This is a genomic window from Actinoplanes sandaracinus (assembly GCF_030009775.1).
In the GTDB taxonomy this organism is placed as follows: Bacteria; Actinomycetota; Actinomycetes; order Mycobacteriales; family Micromonosporaceae; genus Actinoplanes; species Actinoplanes sandaracinus.
In genome coordinates this window covers 99,815-118,175 of the sequence record NZ_JASCTH010000010.1, presented here as the reverse complement: position 1 = coordinate 118,175, position 18,361 = coordinate 99,815, and the positions used below count along the sequence as shown (strand labels likewise).

The following is an 18,361-nucleotide window of genomic DNA, read 5'->3' as shown; positions in this document are numbered from 1 at the left end:
TCACGCGGAGGGCCGGATGGCGCGATCACCGGCCACGACCCAATACCGGCTGGACCCGGGCCGGGAGCAGGCCATCCTCTCCACTGTCCGTGATCTGCTGACCGAGGTCGGCTATGACCGGCTGTCCATCGACGAGGTGGCCCGGCGGGCCCGGGCCAGCAAGGCGACCATCTACCGCCGATGGTCCGGCAAGCCCGACATGGTGTCAGCCGCGCTGCACGGCCTGATGGTGGAGCACCCACCCCTGCCCGACACCGGCTCGCTGCGCGGTGACCTGATCGCCGCCCTCGACACGTTCTGCCGCCTCTACGAGCGCAAGCACCCGATCGTGCTGAGCCTGCTGGGGGCGATCCGGTCCGATCCCGCCCTGGGCCGGCTCCTGAACGACCACGTCCTGGCGACCGGGACCGCCGATGTGGGGATCGTCTTCGAGCGGGCCGTGGGCCGGGGCGAGCTGCTCCCCGGCCCGAACGCGGCCGCCGTCGTCGAGGTGTGCAAGGCGCTGCTGTGGCACCGGCTGCTGCTGACCGGCCACCCCCTCGACGAGGCGTGGGTGGCCCACGTCGTTGACGACATCCTGTGGCCGATGCTGGTCAGCGCAGGACGCTGAGCGTCTGCCGGGTCAGGTCGGTGGCCTTGGCGAGCGCCTTGCGGCTGTCGCCTGGGTCGGCGTAATCGAGCTGGACCATGGCGTTGGCGGTCTGCACGTACACACGCACGCCACGGCCGGGCACCAGACGGGCGAAGGCGCTGTCGCCGACACCCGTCACCACCTCGCTCTTGGCACCCTCGGTCGCGTACTGCTCGGCGGCGCGCCGGTTCCGGTCCAGTTCCCGCGCGGCGAGCGCATCGGGCGTCCGTTCCCCGACCGGGGTCCGGTAGAGGGTCACGTTGAGCATGACCTTCCACCCGCGGGACTCGCTGGCCCGGTAGTCGCAGCCCACGGCGTAGAGCTTCTTGCCGTTGAACGGGCGGAACGCTTTGTCGACAGGCTCGACGCCGGTGGCGGCGTCGCCGGCGAACGCCGGACATTCGGCGGCCAGTTTCTGCCAGCGAGGCTTCGCGCTGGAACTGGAACTGGAGCTCGCGTCCGGGCCCTTCGAGTCGCCACTGTCGCAGGCGCTGAGCAGGGCGACGCTGAGCAGTGTGACGGCGATCACGGGCCGTACAGTGTAGATCACGGCGGGGATGTTAGCGGTACCAAAAAGCCAGCGCAGTCCCGGACCGGGTGTGGATCACCACACTGACGAATATCGAGGGTGGCACGTCCCTCCGGACGGCCCTCCTTCGGCGGCCGGACGGGGCTGCTTCGGCGGCCGGACGGGCTGCTTCGGCGGCCGGACGGGCTGCTTCGGCGGCTGGGCAGGGCTGCGAGACTCGCGCCGAAAGCGCCAGCCGTGTCGAACTCCCGGCCGAGGAGCCCCCCGCGCCTGAATGTCGTCCCTCACCGCGCGCACCCCCGCGACGACCAGCCCAGATACTGCTGGCCGCACCGCGCCTCGCGGCCGCGCGCCGCAGAATCGTTTCATGGCGGCAAGCGTGGAGGACTCCTGACACGCAGCCTTCGGTGACCGTCGGTGACTGTCGGTGACGCGCCGCAGGCGATCCCGCACATCGCGCCGCCGGCGAGTCCGCGGGCGATCGCCCATGCCGACCGCGAGGCCGGCATGCCGCTGCCCGAGGATCTGCGGCAGGGGTGGCTGCTCGCGGACGGCACGACCGACGCGGTCCTATGCCTGCCGCCCGAATGCCGGCCATTTTCAGGGCCCTGCGCCGGCCACCCGGATACCCGGCCACTTTCAGGGTCTGCGACGGCCACCCGAATGCCGGCCGCTTTCGACCGCCACGGCTCTCAGCGACCGGTGGATGGGCATCGAAGGCCGGCGCGCCCTGGGCGAGCCCCCGAGCTCCGAGGAGCCGGCCGGGGCCGGCCTCCCGGCGTTCCCGAACCCCGCACTCACCCCTCGACGACGACACCTGCGGAGAAACCTCGATGCGGACCTGCGCGACGGCGACCAGCGGGGCCGTGGAATGGCGGCCCGTCGCGGAACTGGACTTCTAACCGCCGTCCGCACTTCTAACCGCTGTCAGCCGGCCGGTGGGCAAGCAGGGTGAGGAAGCGGTCGACCGCCACCCTCGCGGCGGCACGGGCGTCCCCGGCGGCGGGCGCCTCACCGAGCAGAGCCCTGATCTGTACGTCGCGGACCACCAGCCCGTAGAACAACTGGAACGCGTCGGCCGGGTCGTCGACGCGAAGCTCCCCCTGGTCGGCCAGCCGGCTCAGGAACGCCTCGATCAGGGGGCCCGTGGTGTGCCGGCCGTGCCGCAGCAGCAGTGCGGCGAGGTCGGTCGAGGTCATCGCCGCCCGGTTCAGCGCCAGCGACGTCTCGCTGGTGAGCAATCGAAGGAGGTTCTCAGCTATCGCGGTCAGGGTCTCGCGGGGCGGTGCCGCACCGGTCAGCGCCGCCGACACCGCTGTGTTGACCTGCTCGGACTGCCGTTCAACCAGTGCGGCGAGGAGCCCGTCACGGTTGGCGAACCAGGCATAGAGGCTCTCCTTGGAGCAACCGGCGCGGACGGCGACGGACTGCATGGTGGTGCGCTCGGGACCGTGCGCGACCAGTTCGGCGAGAGCGGCATCGAGGGCGGCGTGGCGGCGGGCCACCTGCTCGCCGGCGCGGGGACGGCCACGACGGGTCGGACCGGACAAGGCGCCTCCAAGGGTCTGGCAATTAATCGAACCGGCGGGTACGGTTTAATCGTACTCGCTGGTTCGATTTTAGCGTCCGCCCTTCCCGGAGGTTCGCCATGCCCACGCCCGCCCTTCCACCCGCGCTGACACCGGCACCCTCAGCTCCACCTTCACCCTCAGCTCCGCTCTCGGGTCCGCCTTCGCTCTCCGGTCCGCCTTCACCCTCGGGACCTCCTCCGCCCTCAGGTCCGCCATCGCCCTCCGGCCCACTCTCGGGTCCGCCTTCGCCCTCAGGTCCGCCGCCGGATCCCTCTTCGAATCCACCTTCGAGCCCGCTTCAGCCTTCGCCCTCAGGTCCGCCGCCGGATCCCTCTTCGAATCCACCTTCGAGCCCGCTTCAGCCTTCGCCCTCAGGTCCGCCGCCGGATCCCTCTTCGAATCCACCTTCGAGCCCGCTTCAGCCTTCGCCCTCAGGTCCGCCGCCGGATCCCTCTTCGAATCCACCTTCGAGCCCGCTTCAGCCTTCGCCCTCAGGTCCGCCGCCGGATCCCTCTTCGAATCCACCTTCGAGCCCGCTTCAGCCTTCGCCCTCAGGTCCGCCGCCGGATCCCTCTTCGAATCCACCTTCGAGCCCGCTTCAGCCTTCGCCCTCGGGTCCGCCATCGCCCGCAGGTTCGCGCACGGGCGCATCGATTTTGGTCGCTGCCACGGTCGTGATGGGACTCATCGCCGGCTTCTTCTACGCCTACGCCTGCTCGGTCATGATCGGATTGACCGAGGTGGACGACCGCACCTTCATCACCACGATGCAGTGGATCAACGCGACGGTCCGCAACGGCTGGTTCGCGGCCAGCTTCTTCGGCGCCCTGCCACTGACTGCCCTCACGGTGGTCCTGCATCTGCGCCGCGGCGCCAGAGCCGTCCTGCCGTGGGCGATCGCCGCCCTCTTCTCCTACGCGTCCGCGTTCGCCGTCACGCTCGGCATCAGCGTGCCCCTCAACGAGACCCTCGCCGCTGCCGGGCCGGCCGACGCGATCACCGACCCGGCCGCCGTGCGCGCCGCATATGAGGACGTCTGGGTCAACTGGAACATCGTCCGGACCATAGCCTCGACCGTGGCCCTCGCCTGCCTTGCCCGGGCACTGATGGTGCACGCCCGGCTGCGAGGTCCGGCTCCGGTCACACCCGGCAAGACCGAGGCCATGGCCTACACATCAGCCGGTGCACTCCGCGAATGACCCGAGATCACCCGAACCGTAGCCACCACCATGCGCTCACCCACCACCATGCACCCACCCACCCACGCACCGACGGCGCACATCCAACCGCAAGACCAGGCCCGCTCACTCCCGGCAAGGCCGAGGCCATGGCCTACGAATCAGCCGGCGCAGTCCGCGATTGATCGGAACTGGCCGCTGGCCGCCCTCGCAGGATGTACCGGCTCTTCCAGGCGCCGACCGCGGCAGTGAAGGCGACCAGACCGGCCACCGCCCAGCCCCAGGGCGTCTCGGGCCAGTTGTCCCACCCGAAGCCCACGACGAGGAAAGGCGAACTCAGCGTTCCACCACACGCCACCGCGCAGGCCAATGCGCCCAGCACGGGACGGTCGCGCACCAGGGACGCCGGCAGCAGGAGAAGACCGGCCACGAAGCCCGTGATCAGCCCGACCAGAGCACCGACGATCGCTGCCAGCACGAACCCGCCCATGTTCGGGTTGGGATTCATGTGCTCCTCAGCGATCACCATTCGGAACAGGAGCACGATCATGACCACGAACCCGGTGATCGCCCCCGTCGCACTGCCGACGGCGATCGTTCTGCCGATCACCCCGAAATCGATCTTCTTCACCTCGTCACCGTAATCGCCATCGACAAAGCGGCCCCGCTCACGGCTCCTCGGTGCCACGCCCGCGCTCCTCTTGTGGACCGCCCGGACCGCGAAGCCGATTCCCGCGACCTGACAGCCTCCGCAGTCTCGGTGCGGTGACCGCTTTCCCTCGCCCTCAGTGCGGTGCCCCTTTCCCGCGACCTCGACGCGTGTCCCTCGGAGACCTGTGCGCGCTGGCCACCTCCCCGGAACCTCGGAGCGGTGACCACTCCTCGCATTTCCGGTGCGCTGACGCCCTCTCCCGACCCCGATGCGGCGCACCCGTGGAACCTTGGTGCGATGGCCACCAGAATCGGTGGCTACCGCACTAAGATCCCGGCTGCCCGCAACGAGCGACGGTCGGCGCGAGCAACCCCGTCCCCGCGACTGCCAACCTCCGCATCTCGGTGCCGCGACCTCCCCGCCCCTCAATCCGGTGACCACCTCCAGCAACCGAGACGCGCTGACCTTCGACGACCTCGACGCGTTGTCCCTCGACGACCTTGACGCAATAACGACCTCCCCGCGACCTCGATGCGGCCCCCTTGGCGACCTTGGTGCGATGGCCACCGGAACCGGTGGTTACCGCATCAAGATCGCGGCTGCCTGCGGCGAGCTTCGCGGTGACACGTCAGTGGCGGGCGAGGCGGAGCGGCAGGTGGGCGTACGAAGGAATCAAAACCTTGCGGCGATAGCTGCGGTGACTGATGCGCCATGCCCGGCCGCTCGCCAGCAGGGTCTGCAGCAGGACGGTGATCTCGGCCCGGGCGAGCGGCGCGCCCAGGCACAGGTGGCGGCCGGCGCCGAACCACAACTGGCGGTGCTCCGGCAGGTAGCCACGGTCCAGATCGAAGGGTCCGGCCGCGTTGTTGGCCGTCCAGGTCAACATCAGGACCCGCTCGCCCGCGCGGAGCCGCCGGCCCTCCACGGTGACGTCGGCGGCGACCGCACGGCCGATCAGCGGAGCCGGCGAGGTGACCCGCAGACCCTCGCGGACGGCGTCGGGCAGCAGCGACGGGTCGCCGCGGAGCCGGTGCTGCGCACCGGTGTCATGCAGGATCGCCACGGTACGAGCCATCGCGCTCGCCGCCGTCTCCGTCCCGGCGACCATGAGCAGGGTCGCCAGGCCTTCCGCCTGGCGTTGTTCGAGCCCGAGGTCACGGCAGCGGCCGAGCACCGTCTCCGGCGCCGCGGTCCGCCAGGCCTCGGCCACGTTGACGGTCAGGCGGGCGACGATCGCCTTGGCACGGGAGATCGTCTCCGGCGCGAGGTGGGTGGAGGTGGTGGTGCCGAGCGCCAGGGCGGCGAGTTCCTCACCGGTCGCGAAGATCTCCCGGTACGCCTCGTCGCGGTCCTCGACGCGCAGTTGCAGCAGGTCCGCGACGATCCGCCCGACCAGTACCCGGCCCAGGTCGGCGACGTCGACGGCCTGACCGGCGTCCAGCGCGGCTCCGGCCTGTGCCAGCCGTGGCCCGATCACCCTGGCGGTGAGCTGCCGGGCGTTGTCGTCGGTGAACAGGTCCCGGGTGCGGGACCGGAGCTGGTGGTGGCCGGGGCCGTCGAAGATGTCGTTGACCCAGTCGCCGAGCACCTGCGCCCACATGTGCCCGACGCCGCCCTCGCCCAGAAGGGTGAAGTGGGCCGGGTCGTTGAGGATCCGCCTGGCGACGACCGGGTCGGAGACCACCCACCCGATCCGCGGCACCCGACGCAGCCGGCCCGCGAGCCGGCCGGCGGTGAGCAGGACGGGCAGGGCCGGCTTGGCCGCGGCGAGGACACAGAACTCGTGGCGGCGGGCGGTATCCAGCATCCCGTCATCCTCGCCCGGTGCCGCCCCGGCCGCTGCCCGATCACCCACTCGCAGCCCGATTCGCCCAGCGACGCCCCTACCACCCCACCGCCTACCGCACCCCAGCCAGGACCCAGCCCGCCAGCCGTAGCCCACACACCCCACCCCCATGAAATACCGCGCCTCCGCTACGGCCCAACCCACCAGCCGTAGCCCACCGACCCCACCCCCACGGCAAACCACAGACGAACTACGGCTGGGGTACGGGTGGCGCCGCCCGGCGGCATTCCAGGTGTGGCTTCCGGCCGTCGTGCGCCTCTGGCCGACAGGGCCAGGCCGGACGGCACGGACGGCACGGACGGCACGGACGGCACGGACGGCACGGACGGCACGGACGGCACAGATGGGCGGCGCAGATGGGCGGCGGGGCGCCACGAACGAGGGCGGGGGCGGGACAGCGGGGCGGGCGGCGGCGGGGGTATCGAGTTCCGGAACCGGGTGGGGGCGTTCAGGGATGGCGGCTTCTGTCACTTGGATTTACAGTGCGAAAACACGCACACGCAATCCGTGACGATCTTGTGGACAAGCGCGCCGGAGGTTCCCGTGGGCAACGCCCTGTTGGAGATGCGCGCGATCACCAAGGAGTTCCCGGGCGTCCGGGCGCTGTCCGATGTGAGCCTGGTCGTCGCGGCCGGCGAGATCCACGCGATCTGCGGGGAGAACGGGGCCGGCAAGTCCACCCTGATGAAGGTCCTCAGTGGGGTGCACCCGTACGGAACCTATGACGGCGACATCTTCTATCAGGGCCGGGAGTGCCGATTCGGCGACATCCGGGCCAGCGAGCACGCCGGCATCGTGATCATCCATCAGGAGCTGGCGCTGGTCCCGGGGATGTCGATCACCGAGAACATCTTTCTCGGCAACGAGCCGCGCCGGTGGGGACGCATCGACTGGAAGGCCGCCAACCACCGGGCCCTCGAGTTGATGAGCCTCGTCGGGCTGAAGGAGGACCCGGACACGCTGGTGAAGGACATCGGCGTCGGCAAGCAGCAGCTCGTGGAGATCGCCAAGGCGTTCGCGAAGGACGTGAAGCTGCTGATCCTGGACGAGCCGACGGCCGCGCTCAACGAGACCGACTCGCGGCACCTGCTCGATCTGCTGCGCGGGTTCAAACAGCGCGGCATCACCTCGATCATGATCTCGCACAAGCTGAACGAGGTGGAGGCGATCGCCGACGCGATCACCATCCTGCGGGACGGGCGGACCATCGAGACGATCACGGTCGCCTCGGGCGAGGTCGACGAGGACCGGATCGTACGGGGAATGGTCGGCCGTGATCTGGAGAGCCGGTTCCCCGAGCACGTGCCCAGGATCGGCGAGGTGTTCTTCGAGGTCCGGGACTGGACGGTCCGGCATCCGATCTCGGCGGACCGGTTGGTCTGCAAGAACTCCGCGTTCACGGTCCGGCGCGGCGAGATCGTCGGGTTCGCCGGGCTGATGGGTGCCGGGCGCACCGAGCTGGCGATGAGCATCTTCGGTCGCTCGTACGGCGTACACCTCGATGGAAAGATCTTCAAGGACGGCCGGGAGGTCGAGATCAGGTCGGTGGCGGACGCGATCGCGCACGGTCTGGCCTATGTCAGCGAGGACCGCAAGGCGATCGGCCTGAACCTGCTCGACGACGTGAAGACGTCGGTGGTCGCCGCCAAACTCTCCAAGATCACACGCCGGGGAGTGCTGGACGAGGCCGCCCAGTACCACGAGGCGGAGAGCTACCGGAAGAGCCTGCGGATCAAGACGCCGACCGTCGACGAGCCGGTGACCAGGCTCTCCGGCGGCAACCAGCAAAAGGTCGTCCTGGCGAAGTGGATGTTCACCGACCCGGACCTGCTCATCCTCGACGAACCCACGCGCGGCATCGACGTGGGCGCGAAGTACGAGATCTACGGCATCATCCAGCGGCTCGCCGACGAGGGCCGCGGCGTCATCGTCATCTCCTCCGAGATGCCGGAGCTGATCGGCCTCTGCGACCGGATCTACACGGTCTTCGAGGGCGCCATCACCGGGGAGGTCGCCCGGCGCGACGCCGACCCGGAACTTCTGATGAAACAGATGACCTCGAGCAGGAGGCTGCCGACGCCATGAGCCGCGTCAGAGACCTTCAGAAGAACCTCTTCGGGGGTACGACCTCCAACGCCCGCCAATTCGGAATGATCTTCACGCTGGTGGCGATCGTCCTGTACTTCCAGATCCGCACCGGCGGGCTGACTCTGACCTCGGGCAACCTGATCGCCCTCACCCAGCAGTACGCGTACATCTCGATCCTGTCGATCGGCATGCTGATGGTGATCGTCGCCGGTCACATCGACCTGTCGGTGGGCTCGGTCGCCGCGTTCACCGGCATCGTGGTGGCGAAAGCGGTCACCGAACACGACGTGCCGTGGCCGGCCGGCATCCTGCTCGGTCTCGCCGTCGGCGCGCTGATCGGCGCCTGGCAGGGCTTCTGGGTCGCCTACATCGGCGTGCCGGCGTTCATCGTCACGCTCGCCGGGATGCTGCTGTTCCGCGGCGGCAACCAGTACATCGGCAACGCGGACACGGTGCCCGTGCCGGAGGGGTTCCGGGTGATCGGCGCCGGCTACCTGCCGGAGGTCGGCCCCGCCACCGGGTACAACAACCTGACGCTGCTGCTCGGCCTGCTGTTGTGCGCGGCGGTGATCTGGCGGGAGTGGCGGTCCCGGCGGGTGCGCCAGCAGATGGAGGGCGCCGAGCCGGCCCCGGCGTGGATCTCGGTGCTGCGGCTCACGATCCTGCTCAGCGTGATCGTCTTCGCCACCCTGCGGTTCGCCGGCGGGCGGGTCGGCACCAGCTTCCCGGTCTCTGGCATCATCCTCGCGGTCCTGGTGATCGCCTACTCGTTCTACACCCGCAACACCGCGGGCGGCCGGCACATCTACGCCGTCGGCGGCAACGCGCGGGCCGCCGAACTGTCCGGGGTCCGGCTGCGCCGGGTCAACTTCCTGGTCATGACCAACATGGGGCTGCTGTCGGCACTCGCCGGCATGATCTTCGTGGCGCGGTCCGCGGCGTCCGGGCCGCAGGACGGGCTCACCTGGGAACTCGACGCGATCGCCGCGGTCTTCATCGGCGGCGCGGCGGTCTCCGGCGGTCTCGGCACGGTCAGCGGGTCCATCGTCGGCGGCCTGGTCGTGGCGGTCCTCAACAACGGACTTCAGCTCATCGGTACGGGCTCCGACATGGTCCAGATCATCAGGGGCCTGTTCCTGCTCGGTGCCGTCGCGCTCGACGTCTACAACAAGAAGCAGGGCCGGTTCTCGATCATCGGGTCGTTGACGCGCCCGTTCCACCGCGAGCCCCCGGCACCGCCCGGCGCGCCCGCCACCCCGAGCCGTGCGGACGCGAAGGCCGCGGCAGCCGGCTGACCTCCCACCGTTCCTCTTTCGAGAAAGGTGATCGCGGAGTGCGTACATCATGGAAAAAGGTGTTGATCGTCGGATTCACGGCGGCGCTCGTGGCGAGCGGCTGCAACTCCGAACGTGAGGGCGAGGGCGGCACCGCCGGCACGCCGGCCAAGGGATTCGCGGCCGACGCGCTGATCGGCGTGGCGCTGCCGTCGAAGACGTCGGAGAACTGGGTGCTCGCCGGCGATCTGTTCACCAACGGTCTCAAAGCGGCCGGGTTCCAGTCCGACGTGCAGTACGCGGGGGCGTCGACGACCGTCGCCGACCAGCAGGCCCAGATCGTCGCGATGGTGACCAAGGGCGCCAAGGTGATCGTGATCGGCGCGACCGACGCGGCACAGCTGTCCACCCAGGTCGCGCAGGCCAAGCAGGCCGGGACGGTGGTCATCGCCTACGACCGGCTGATCACGAACACCAAGGACGTCGACTACTACATCGCGTTCGACAACTTCAAGGTCGGCCAGTTGCAGGGGCAGGCGCTGCTCGACGGCATGAAGGCGAAGAAGCCGACCGGCCCGTGGACCATCGAGCTGTTCTCCGGCTCGCCGGACGACAACAACTCGGGCGTGTTCTTCAACGGCGCGATGGACGTGCTCAAGCCGGCCATCGACAAAGGTGACGTGGTCGTCGGCTCGGGGCAGACCGACGTGAAGCAGACGGCGACGCAGGGCTGGAAGGCGGAGAACGCGCAGAGCCGGATGGACGCGCTGCTGACCTCCACCTACAGCAGCAAGACCCTGGACGGGGTGCTGTCGCCGAACGACACCCTCGCCCGGGCGATCATCACGTCGGTCAAGGGCGCCGGGAAGCCGATCCCGGTGGTGACCGGGCAGGACTCCGAGGTGGAGTCGGTCAAATCGATCGTGGCCGGGGAGCAGTACTCGACGATCAACAAGGACACCCGCAAGCTCGTCGCCGAGACCATCAAGATGGTGAAGACACTGCAGACGGGGGCCGCGCCGGAGGTCAACGACACCAAGTCGTACGACAACGGCGTCAAAGTGGTGCCGGCGTACCTGTTGGCTCCGGTCATCGTGACCAAGGACAACGCGGCCACGGCGTACGCCGACGACCCGAAACTGGCACCGCTGACGAAGTGACCGTCGCCTGTCGGCCCGCCGTTGATCGCGGCGGGCCGGCAGTCCGCTCCATGCCGTGCCGGCCCGCCTCGTAGGCGACGGCCACATGCCGCGGCATCCGCATCCGCCCCACGACGTCGGCCCATTCGGCCGCCTCCGCGCCGATCGACATGACGCGGGCCAGGTCGCCGGTGCGGTCGGTGTCGTGGAGCCGGCCCCGTCAGTGCGGCCGCGACCACCACGAGTGCCACCCATTTCTCTCCCCCCGACAGCGGCCGGTGAGATGTCATTCGCTCCCCCGGTACCGGCGGAGCGCCTCCTGACCATCCGGAACGAACCGGTGAGCTTGCACGGCTCGGTCGAGCTCCGCTTCGGTCAGCCAACCCACCCAGCTCACCGCTCGGGGATCGGGCACCACATCGCCGGTGACGACCGCTTCGTGGACACCCAGCCAGTACGAGCCGGTCTCCCCCCGGCACAGGAACTTGACCACCTCGCGCACCGGAACGTGAACGCCCAGTTCCTCCGCCACCTCACGGACGGCCGCAGCCCGATAGGACTCACCGACCTGCACGGCCCCGCCGAAGCTCACCTCGTAGTAGCCGGGGAACCGGGACAGCTCCTGAGCGCGGCGGCACACCAGGAACCTTCCGCTTTCGTCACGGCAGACGGTGGTGGCGATGCGGTGCAGCCAGCCATGACGGATCGCGACATCCCGGCCGACGACATCGACAACACGATCCTGATCGTCGACACGTTCCACCAGTTCGGTCATCGCGACACGATCTCAGATCGCCGAACGCCACGAAGCCCCACCGACTTCGGGCCGGCGCCACCGGTAGCCCGGAACTGCCGCGGCCAAAGGTCGCGACTGCTGCGGTTCCCGCCCGGCCGCCGCCCAGCAGGACGTCCGGTCGCTGCCCAACGGGAGGCGCGGCCGCCGCCCAGCAGGACGCCCGGTCGCCACCCGGCAGGACGCCCGGTCGCCACCCGGCAGGACGCCCGGTCGCCACCCGGCAGGACGCCCGGCCGCGACCCAGCGGTAGAAGGTGCACGACGCGGCGTGGCCTGGCGCGGTGGCGGCGGGAGCCGGCAACCGGACGGAAACGATCACGCACCGCATTGGCGATCACCGCCGCTGGGCGCGGGCCGAAGTCAATGGTGAGCCCGCAGAACGGCGGGCCCCGTACGACGAAAGGGTTTGCTCTTGCGCTCCTTCCTTCGCCGCCTCGCCGTGACCGCCCTCCTCGCTCCCGCGGCCGTCGGTGCCGCCACGATGATCGCGTCCCCGGCCGAAGCAGCCCCGGCGAAGGCCAGCGAGCAGGCGCTGCAGACCGAGGTCAACCGCCTGACCAACATCGAGCGCACCAGCCACGGCTGCCCGGCGCTCGCGGTGAACGCGCAGCTCACCGAGGCCGCCCGCGGCCACAGCGGGTGGATGGCGCAGAGCGGCAAGTTCTCGCACACCGGCCGTAGCGGCTCCAGCTTCGTCACCCGGGTCAAGGCTGCCGGCTACACCAAGCCGTCCGCCGAGAACATCGCCTGGGGTTACCGCAGCGCCTCCGCGGTCGTCGACGGCTGGATGAAGAGCCCGGGCCACCGCGCCAACATCCTCAACTGCAAGTCGAAGACCGTCGGTGTCGGCGTCGTCTACACCGCCAGCGGCACCCCCTACTACACCCAGAACTTCGGCTACTGACCTTCGGTACCCGAACCACGGAAGCCCCCGCTTCCGCGCAGAACCACGGAAGCCCCCGCTTCCGCACAGCGACGCCCCAGCCGATCCCCCTGCGGCTGGGGCGTCGCCATGCCCGAGCCGGTCCGCCCGCCGCGGAAGTCTCGCCATGCCCCCGGATCTCCTCTCCACTGGACTCCACCATCCGAGCGACCCCGCGGCCACAGGACACATCCCGTGGCCGAGTTGTCCCCTTCGATTCGGCATGGCCACAGCCGAGTCCTCCCCGCCGCCCGTCGCGTCGCTGTAGCCGAGCCGTCCTCGTCGCCCGACGCCCGTCGCATCGCTGTAGCCGAGCCGTCCTCGTCGCCCGACGCCCGTCGCATCGCTGTAGCCGAGCCGTCCTCGTCGCCCGACGCCCGTCGCCGAGCCGTCCCCGCCGCCCGACGCATGGCCGTCGCCGAGCCGACCCCGCCGACCGGGACATGGCCAAGCCGTTCCCGCCGCCCGGAGCAGGCCCTGGCCGAGCCGTCGCCCGCCGAGCGGGACATGGCTGTGGCCGAGCTGGTCCGCTGCTGCTTGAGCGCGGCCCCATTTCCATGCCGGTCCTGACGCCCCCGAGCGTGACGCTTCGTGGGATGGGTCAAATCCAGCCCTGTTCCCAAGCCTGGCGGGCGGCCGCATGCCGGGTGTCGGCGCCGAGTTTGGCCATCGCCGCGGAGAGGTAGTTGCGAACCGTGCCTGGCGCCAGGTGCACGGCGGCGGCGACGTCGAGGATGGGGGCGCCGCTGCGGACGACCGACAGGATCTCCAGTTCCCGAGCGGTCAGTGGGCATTCGTTTTCGGTCAGGGCGCTCGCGGCGATCTCTGGGTCGACATAGCGCCGACCCGCGTGCACGGTTCGGATGATCGCGGCAAGCCGGGAGGCCGGCGTAGTTTTCGGGACGAAACCACCGACCCCCGCGGCCAGCGCCCGGCGCAGCACCGCTGGGCGGGCGTGCCGGGTGACCAGGACGACGGGAATGCCCAACGCGGCCCGAATCTCGGTGGCGGCGCGCAGGCCGTCGCCCGGCGGCATCTCCAGGTCGAGCACTGCCAGGTCAGGGCGCCGCCCGACGGCCACCGCGACCGCGGCCACGCTGTCCCGCGCCTCTCCCACGACCGTCAGGTCGGACTCCAGCTCCAGTAATGCGGCCAGCGCACCACGGATCAGGTCTTCGTCGTCGGCGAGCATCAGCCGGATCATCGGGCGGCCGCCAGGGGCAAACACGCGGTGACGGTGAAACTGTCGGCGGTACCGGTGGACCGAAGGCTCCCCCCGGCAGACTCCAAACGGTCTCGCAGCGTGGCCAATCCTCCGGTGGGGCCGGCCGGGCCCTCCAGCGGTGCGTCGTTGACGAAGCGCAGCACCGCGGTGCCGGCCTCGGAGCTCAGTGAGATCTCGCATCGGCGGGCGGTGCTGTGCCGCAGCACGTTGGTGGTGCACTCCCGGACGACGAGGCCGAGCAGGTTCGTCACCGCCGGCGACAGGGATGGTCGCTCGCCGGCCGGCGAGATGGACGACTCGATCCCGGCGGCGTCGAGCACCCGGGCGGAGTTGGCGATCTCGGTGTCGAGGGACACCGCGCGATAGCCGCGGACGAGCGCGCGGGTGTCGCCGAGGGCCTGCCGGGCCAGCTCCTGCACGTCGCGCATCAGAGCGACGGCCTGCGCCGGGTCGGTGCCGGCCAGCCGCTCGGCCAGCTCGCTCTTGAGAGCGATGACCTGGAGGTTGTGCCCCTGAATGTCGTGCAGCTCGGCGGCGAAGCGCTGCCGCTCACCGGTGACAGCGGTGGTCCTCGCCTGGTCGAGGCGCTCGGCGACGGTCGCCATCCAAACCTGCGCATACAGCGAGACGGCACAGAGCGCGGTGATGCCGGCGTCGGTCAGGGCGTCGGAGACGGCGGCCGGGCCGATCGACCAGGAGCCGGCCAGTGACGCGCCGAAGGCGATGGCCACCCCGGACGGCCACACCACCACGGCGGGCCACCGGGCTCCGGCGTGCACCGCGGCGAGCAGCACGGCCAGCGGCAACGCCCAGGGGAATCCGCCGTAGCCGACCGCACCGGAATACAGCAGGATGCCGGCCGCGCCGATGGCGGCCACCACGGTGACCGCTGTCGGAGGCGGCGGTGTGCCCAGAACCGCTACGGCGAAGAGCCGGCCGGCAACCGCGCACACCGGCAGCAGCACGGCGAACACCACGCTCTTGGCGGCCGGCGTCGGCGGCTCGAAGGCGATGATCGCCACCACGCCGATCAGGCAGCCGACGAGGGTCCACCAGGTGAGCCGGTGCAGGGCTGCCAGGCCGGTGGAGTGTTCGGTCGTTGCGTTCACGTCACCATGATGCGGGGCCGGACGACGGCGCCGGGGAACCGCGACGCGGATTGATGACATCTGTCATCGAAGCTGGTGCACGAATGGCACTACGGCAGCGTCCGATCTGAGCCGAAACTCAACGGCATGAAGGCGATCACATGTCAGGGCGTGCGTTTCACGTACGGCCGGTCCGAAGTGGTGTGCGGCGTTGATCTGGAAGTCGGGCAGGGTGAGTTGCTGGCGCTGCTCGGCACGAACGGAGCGGGCAAGACCACCACCCTGGAAGTGTTGCTGGGGCAGCGCCGCCCGGCCGGCGGCAGAGTCCGTCTGCTGGGCCGCGATCCGTTCGCTGAGCGGCGCCGGCTTGCCGCCGAGGTGGGAGTGGTCCCGCAGGAGAGCGGGTTGGCGCCGGATCTGACGGTCGCCGAGACGGTGCGGCTCTGGCTCCGCCTGCACCGGCGCGACCGTGTCGGCCCGGTGTCGGCCGAGTTGCTCGGTGAACTGGATCTGGAGCACCGCGCCGCGGTTCGGGTGCGGCAGCTTTCGGGCGGTGAGCGGCGCCGGCTCGATCTGGCCGTCGCCCTCTGCGGCGTTCCTCGGCTCCTGGTGCTCGACGAGCCGTCCACCGGTCTCGACCCGGAGTCGCGGCAGCGCACGTGGGCGCTGCTACGCGAACGCCGCCGGCAGGGCACGACGATTCTGCTGACCACTCACTTCTTCGAGGAGGCGGAGGCGCTAGCCGACCGTGTGGTGATCATGGACCGGGGCCGAGTGGCGTTCACGGGCACGGTCGCCGATGCGGGTGGGCCGGGAGCGCTCGCCGCCGCCTTCCACCGGATAGCCGGCGGCCCACCGCTCTCCCCTGACGCAACGGAGCAGAGCCGATGAAACGCCGAGAGACGCCAGAAGGGCAGGAGACCTGCCAGGCAACCACTGGTCGAAACCCAACCGGGCCTGATCCCGAGGTGACGAGGCCAGGCCTCGGTCTGGTGAGGCCTGATCCCGAGGCAGCGAGACCGGTCCCCGAGCGGACGAGGCCGGACCTCCAGGCAGCCAAGCCCGATCCCGAGCGGACGAGGCCGGACCCCCAGGCAGCCAAGCCCGATCCCGAGCGGACGAGGCCGGACCCCCAGGCAGCCAAGCCCGATCCCGAACCGACAAACCCGGACCCCCAGGCAGCCAAGCCCGATCCCGAACCGACGAGGCGGAGTTCCGGCCGACCGGCCTGGTTGCTCATCGCGGGGGCGGAGTTCACGCTGTTGCGCCGGAGTGGGCTCACGGTGGCGCTGGGCGTTGTTCTGCCGGTCGCTCTCGGGTTGCTGATCCTGTGGGCGGAGGCAGACACCGGCCGGGCCGGCCCAGGTGTGGCCGTCGGCCTGCTTCTGTCCACGCTGATGGCGTTGACGGCCTACGTGTCCGCGACCACCACTCTGGCAGCGCGCCGTCAGCAGTCCGTTCTGCGGCGGTTACGAAACAGCGGGGCGTCCGACACCGCGATCCTGACGGGCACCCTGGTGCCGTCGGCGATGCTGTCCGTGGCACAGACAGTGGTGCTGCTCGGCGTCGTGGCCGCAGCCGACGGTCTCGGCGGGGTCGCTGCCGTGCCCCTCGTGCTCGCGGTCATGACCGGCACCGCGGTCGCCTGCGCTTTCGCCGCGCTGACCGCCGCCTTCACCTCAGCACCGGAGTTGGCGCAGCTCACCACCACACCGATCGCACTGGCGTTCCTGGGTGGTGCGCTGTGGACGGCGCAGACTCCGCCGGGCGAGGTGACCTGGATGATGTTGTCGCTACCCGGTGCCGCGGTGACCCAATTGGCCCGGATCGCCTGGCAGGAGCCGGGGGCCGGCGGTCTGCTGCCGGCGGTCGTGCCGCTGGCCCTGGCGGCCGTCGCCGCCGTCGGAACGGCGAGTCGAGTGTTCACCTGGGACCTGCGTCGGTGACCACGGCAAAGGGCCGGCCGCCGAACCCGAACACCCGGCTGTCGAACCCGAACACCCGCCGAACGCAACCACCGCAACGACCGGACGCCGAAACCCGAACGGCGAACGACTGCCGGTGCCGGGTGGCCCCGACCCACCAGCGGCAGACGGCAGACAGCTGACGGCGGACGGCGGACGGCGGACGGGCCAGCACCGTCAGAAACACGATGGCCAGGCCGCTCGTTACTGTGCCTGAACGACAAGGGAGGGCCAGCGGGGCAGGATTCGGTAGTCCAGCAGAGGCTATGAACCAGCAGAGGCTATGAATCGGGAGGGCCGTGCAGCCGTGGCGGGTCACCAGCGGCGCGGGTGACTGGTCCACTGTGCAGAACGAGTCCACTGTGCAGAACGAGCACAGCGGCCCGTGCTTCGATGACTGCCCGGGGAGTAACGGGGCGACGGCGGCGGTGCGCTGAGGTCGGCCGGCATGAACGACGACGTCGACCCGCTGTGGGCCGTCTTCGACGCTTAGACGCTCACGTTGATGCCGAGACGCTCACGTTGGTTAAGTGGGATGACCACCGCCGGGCCGAGCGGGCGACCGCTGAGGCAGCGGCAAATCCGCGTGGCGCTTGTCTCCAGGCAGGCGTTCCGGGTTAGTGGTGCGGGAAGTCGGCCAGTTCGTTCACGGCCGTCTCCAGTGCTGTATCGACGCCATTCTTGATCATGTTCTGGTAGGCGGGATCACCGGCGGCGGCGCTCCGACGGATGCCCTGGGCGGAGGCGGTCACCCGTTGGCGCACGATGTCGATGAACTGTTCAAGGGGTCCGCTCCACCCGTAGGCGTCGAGGAACAACCGCAATCGCCGGGGACGCTGTGCGAACGCGGTGAATCCTTCCGCCGCCACGACGTGGCGAGCGTGAAGCGGCACCCAGGCGAAGGCCGTGAAGGCCAGATCCCACTCGGGTGTGACCGGGGCGGCGAAGTCCCAGTCGAAGAAGCCCACCAGGCGTCCGTCTTGCCAGGTGGCGTTGTAGGGTGCCGCGTCGTTGTGGCCGATGATCAGACCGGGACGCCAGGTCCCGCCCTCACGCCAGGTCGCATCGGAGGGGGGCGTGAAGCTCGCCACGGCGCCGTGCAGGTCCCGCAGCCAGCCGGCGACCTGGCGTAACGCCTCGTCGCTGTGGACCCAAATGGGCCACGGTCGCGTGTCGCCCACGACGTCGCCGGGTAGATACGACAGGATTTCTCGGCCTTGGTCGTCGAAACCAAGGGCCCGAGGCGCGCCGTCGAAGCCGGCAGCTTCCAGATGCCGGAGCACCGCATGCACCGACGGTGTCCAGCGACCCGGCACGCGCCGCACGGTGTCGCCAATCCGAACCGCTCCACCGGTGTTTCCGCCAGGAAGACGATGTTCTTCATCCATCTCCCCATCCTGGTGCATCGATCAGGAACGCCGCACGCTCGCCGCTGACCGCACATCCGCTCGTTGGCGGT

17 protein-coding genes are annotated in these 18,361 nt (G+C 70.1%); 8 read left to right on the top strand and 9 right to left on the bottom strand.

The window, feature by feature from the left end:
• The first annotated feature begins 16 nt into the window (after window positions 1-16).
• The gene (locus tag QLQ12_RS16960) at window positions 17-610 is read left to right on the top strand and encodes a TetR/AcrR family transcriptional regulator (RefSeq protein ID WP_282760998.1); all 594 of its coding nucleotides are present in this window, start codon (window positions 17-19) and stop codon (window positions 608-610) included.
• Here the strand turns inward: QLQ12_RS16960 and QLQ12_RS16955 are convergent.
• The 3 genes from QLQ12_RS16955 to QLQ12_RS16945 form a co-directional block, all read right to left on the bottom strand.
• Window positions 594-1,181 carry a hypothetical protein gene (locus QLQ12_RS16955; protein ID WP_282760996.1) on the bottom strand — a complete coding sequence of 196 codons (588 nt, stop codon included), beginning with the start codon at window positions 1,179-1,181 and terminating at the stop codon, window positions 594-596. The two genes, QLQ12_RS16960 and QLQ12_RS16955, sit on opposite strands and share 17 nt — an antisense overlap.
• An 896-nt stretch (window positions 1,182-2,077) precedes the next feature.
• Complete coding sequence (locus QLQ12_RS16950; protein WP_282760995.1) at window positions 2,078-2,710, bottom strand: TetR/AcrR family transcriptional regulator; 633 nt, start codon at window positions 2,708-2,710, stop codon at window positions 2,078-2,080.
• Window positions 2,711-2,779: 69 nt separating this feature from the next.
• Window positions 2,780-3,355 (bottom strand): hypothetical protein, encoded by a 576-nt coding sequence (locus QLQ12_RS16945; RefSeq protein WP_282760993.1) that lies wholly within the window; start codon window positions 3,353-3,355, stop codon window positions 2,780-2,782.
• A gap of 53 nt (window positions 3,356-3,408) precedes the next feature.
• Between QLQ12_RS16945 and QLQ12_RS16940 the strand changes: the two genes are divergently transcribed.
• A complete protein-coding gene (locus QLQ12_RS16940; RefSeq protein ID WP_282760991.1) occupies window positions 3,409-3,930 on the top strand; it encodes an anthrone oxygenase family protein in 522 nt (173 codons plus the stop codon).
• Between the two features lie 133 nt (window positions 3,931-4,063).
• Here the strand turns inward: QLQ12_RS16940 and QLQ12_RS16935 are convergent, their stop codons facing one another.
• Together QLQ12_RS16935 and QLQ12_RS16930 are read right to left on the bottom strand one after the other, a co-directional pair.
• Complete coding sequence (locus QLQ12_RS16935; RefSeq protein WP_282760989.1) at window positions 4,064-4,597, bottom strand: hypothetical protein; 534 nt, start codon at window positions 4,595-4,597, stop codon at window positions 4,064-4,066.
• Window positions 4,598-5,189: 592 nt separating this feature from the next.
• Window positions 5,190-6,368, bottom strand: coding sequence for a cytochrome P450 (locus QLQ12_RS16930; protein ID WP_282760988.1), 1,179 nt, complete (start codon window positions 6,366-6,368; stop codon window positions 5,190-5,192).
• Between the two features lie 603 nt (window positions 6,369-6,971).
• Between QLQ12_RS16930 and mmsA the strand changes: the two genes are divergently transcribed.
• From mmsA to QLQ12_RS16915, 3 genes are read left to right on the top strand one after another with little or no spacing between them, the layout of a single operon-like run.
• Window positions 6,972-8,492: a multiple monosaccharide ABC transporter ATP-binding protein gene (gene mmsA, locus QLQ12_RS16925; protein WP_282761244.1), complete on the top strand. Its 1,521-nt coding sequence runs from the start codon at window positions 6,972-6,974 to the stop codon at window positions 8,490-8,492.
• Window positions 8,489-9,790, top strand: a complete 1,302-nt coding sequence (mmsB, locus tag QLQ12_RS16920) for a multiple monosaccharide ABC transporter permease (protein ID WP_282760987.1) — start codon at window positions 8,489-8,491, stop codon at window positions 9,788-9,790. The genes mmsA and mmsB overlap by 4 nt, the downstream gene beginning before the upstream one ends.
• A gap of 59 nt (window positions 9,791-9,849) precedes the next feature.
• On the top strand, window positions 9,850-10,929 hold the full coding sequence (locus QLQ12_RS16915; RefSeq protein ID WP_282760986.1) for a substrate-binding domain-containing protein: 1,080 nt from the start codon (window positions 9,850-9,852) through the stop codon (window positions 10,927-10,929).
• Between the two features lie 265 nt (window positions 10,930-11,194).
• On the opposite strand, the gene QLQ12_RS16910 is transcribed toward QLQ12_RS16915, so the two are convergent.
• Window positions 11,195-11,683, bottom strand: coding sequence for an NUDIX domain-containing protein (locus tag QLQ12_RS16910; RefSeq protein WP_282760985.1), 489 nt, complete (start codon window positions 11,681-11,683; stop codon window positions 11,195-11,197).
• Window positions 11,684-12,115: 432 nt separating this feature from the next.
• Here QLQ12_RS16910 and QLQ12_RS16905 point away from each other — a divergent pair, with 432 nt between their 5' ends.
• Window positions 12,116-12,607, top strand: a complete 492-nt coding sequence (locus tag QLQ12_RS16905; protein ID WP_282760984.1) for a CAP domain-containing protein — start codon at window positions 12,116-12,118, stop codon at window positions 12,605-12,607.
• 619 nt (window positions 12,608-13,226) lie between these two features.
• Here the strand turns inward: QLQ12_RS16905 and QLQ12_RS16900 are convergent.
• Both QLQ12_RS16900 and QLQ12_RS16895 read right to left on the bottom strand, forming a co-directional pair.
• Window positions 13,227-13,853 (bottom strand): response regulator transcription factor, encoded by a 627-nt coding sequence (locus QLQ12_RS16900; RefSeq protein WP_407651495.1) that lies wholly within the window; start codon window positions 13,851-13,853, stop codon window positions 13,227-13,229.
• Window positions 13,826-14,959 carry a sensor histidine kinase gene (locus tag QLQ12_RS16895; protein WP_282760983.1) on the bottom strand — a complete coding sequence of 378 codons (1,134 nt, stop codon included), beginning with the start codon at window positions 14,957-14,959 and terminating at the stop codon, window positions 13,826-13,828. Before QLQ12_RS16895 ends, QLQ12_RS16900 begins: the two co-directional genes overlap by 28 nt.
• 126 nt (window positions 14,960-15,085) lie before the next feature.
• Between QLQ12_RS16895 and QLQ12_RS16890 the strand changes: the two genes are divergently transcribed.
• Complete coding sequence (locus QLQ12_RS16890) at window positions 15,086-15,829, top strand: ABC transporter ATP-binding protein (protein WP_282760981.1); 744 nt, start codon at window positions 15,086-15,088, stop codon at window positions 15,827-15,829.
• Between the two features lie 371 nt (window positions 15,830-16,200).
• A complete protein-coding gene (locus QLQ12_RS16885) occupies window positions 16,201-16,884 on the top strand; it encodes an ABC transporter permease (protein ID WP_282760979.1) in 684 nt (227 codons plus the stop codon).
• Between the two features lie 635 nt (window positions 16,885-17,519).
• Here the strand turns inward: QLQ12_RS16885 and QLQ12_RS16880 are convergent.
• A complete protein-coding gene (locus QLQ12_RS16880) occupies window positions 17,520-18,290 on the bottom strand; it encodes a phosphotransferase (RefSeq protein ID WP_282760978.1) in 771 nt (256 codons plus the stop codon).
• Window positions 18,291-18,361 lie beyond the last annotated feature (71 nt).

Coding starts and splice junctions, on each gene's coding strand:
- mmsA (WP_282761244.1), top strand. CDS start 6,972: ATGCGCGCGATCACCAAGGAGTTCCCGGGCGTCCGGGCGCTGTCCGAT.
- QLQ12_RS16880 (WP_282760978.1), bottom strand. CDS start 18,290: ATGGATGAAGAACATCGTCTTCCTGGCGGAAACACCGGTGGAGCGGTT.
- QLQ12_RS16960 (WP_282760998.1), top strand. CDS start 17: ATGGCGCGATCACCGGCCACGACCCAATACCGGCTGGACCCGGGCCGG.
- QLQ12_RS16940 (WP_282760991.1), top strand. CDS start 3,409: ATGGGACTCATCGCCGGCTTCTTCTACGCCTACGCCTGCTCGGTCATG.
- QLQ12_RS16930 (WP_282760988.1), bottom strand. CDS start 6,368: ATGCTGGATACCGCCCGCCGCCACGAGTTCTGTGTCCTCGCCGCGGCC.
- QLQ12_RS16910 (WP_282760985.1), bottom strand. CDS start 11,683: ATGACCGAACTGGTGGAACGTGTCGACGATCAGGATCGTGTTGTCGAT.
- QLQ12_RS16890 (WP_282760981.1), top strand. CDS start 15,086: ATGAAGGCGATCACATGTCAGGGCGTGCGTTTCACGTACGGCCGGTCC.
- mmsB (WP_282760987.1), top strand. CDS start 8,489: ATGAGCCGCGTCAGAGACCTTCAGAAGAACCTCTTCGGGGGTACGACC.
- QLQ12_RS16945 (WP_282760993.1), bottom strand. CDS start 3,355: ATGGCGGACCCGAGGGCGAAGGCTGAAGCGGGCTCGAAGGTGGATTCG.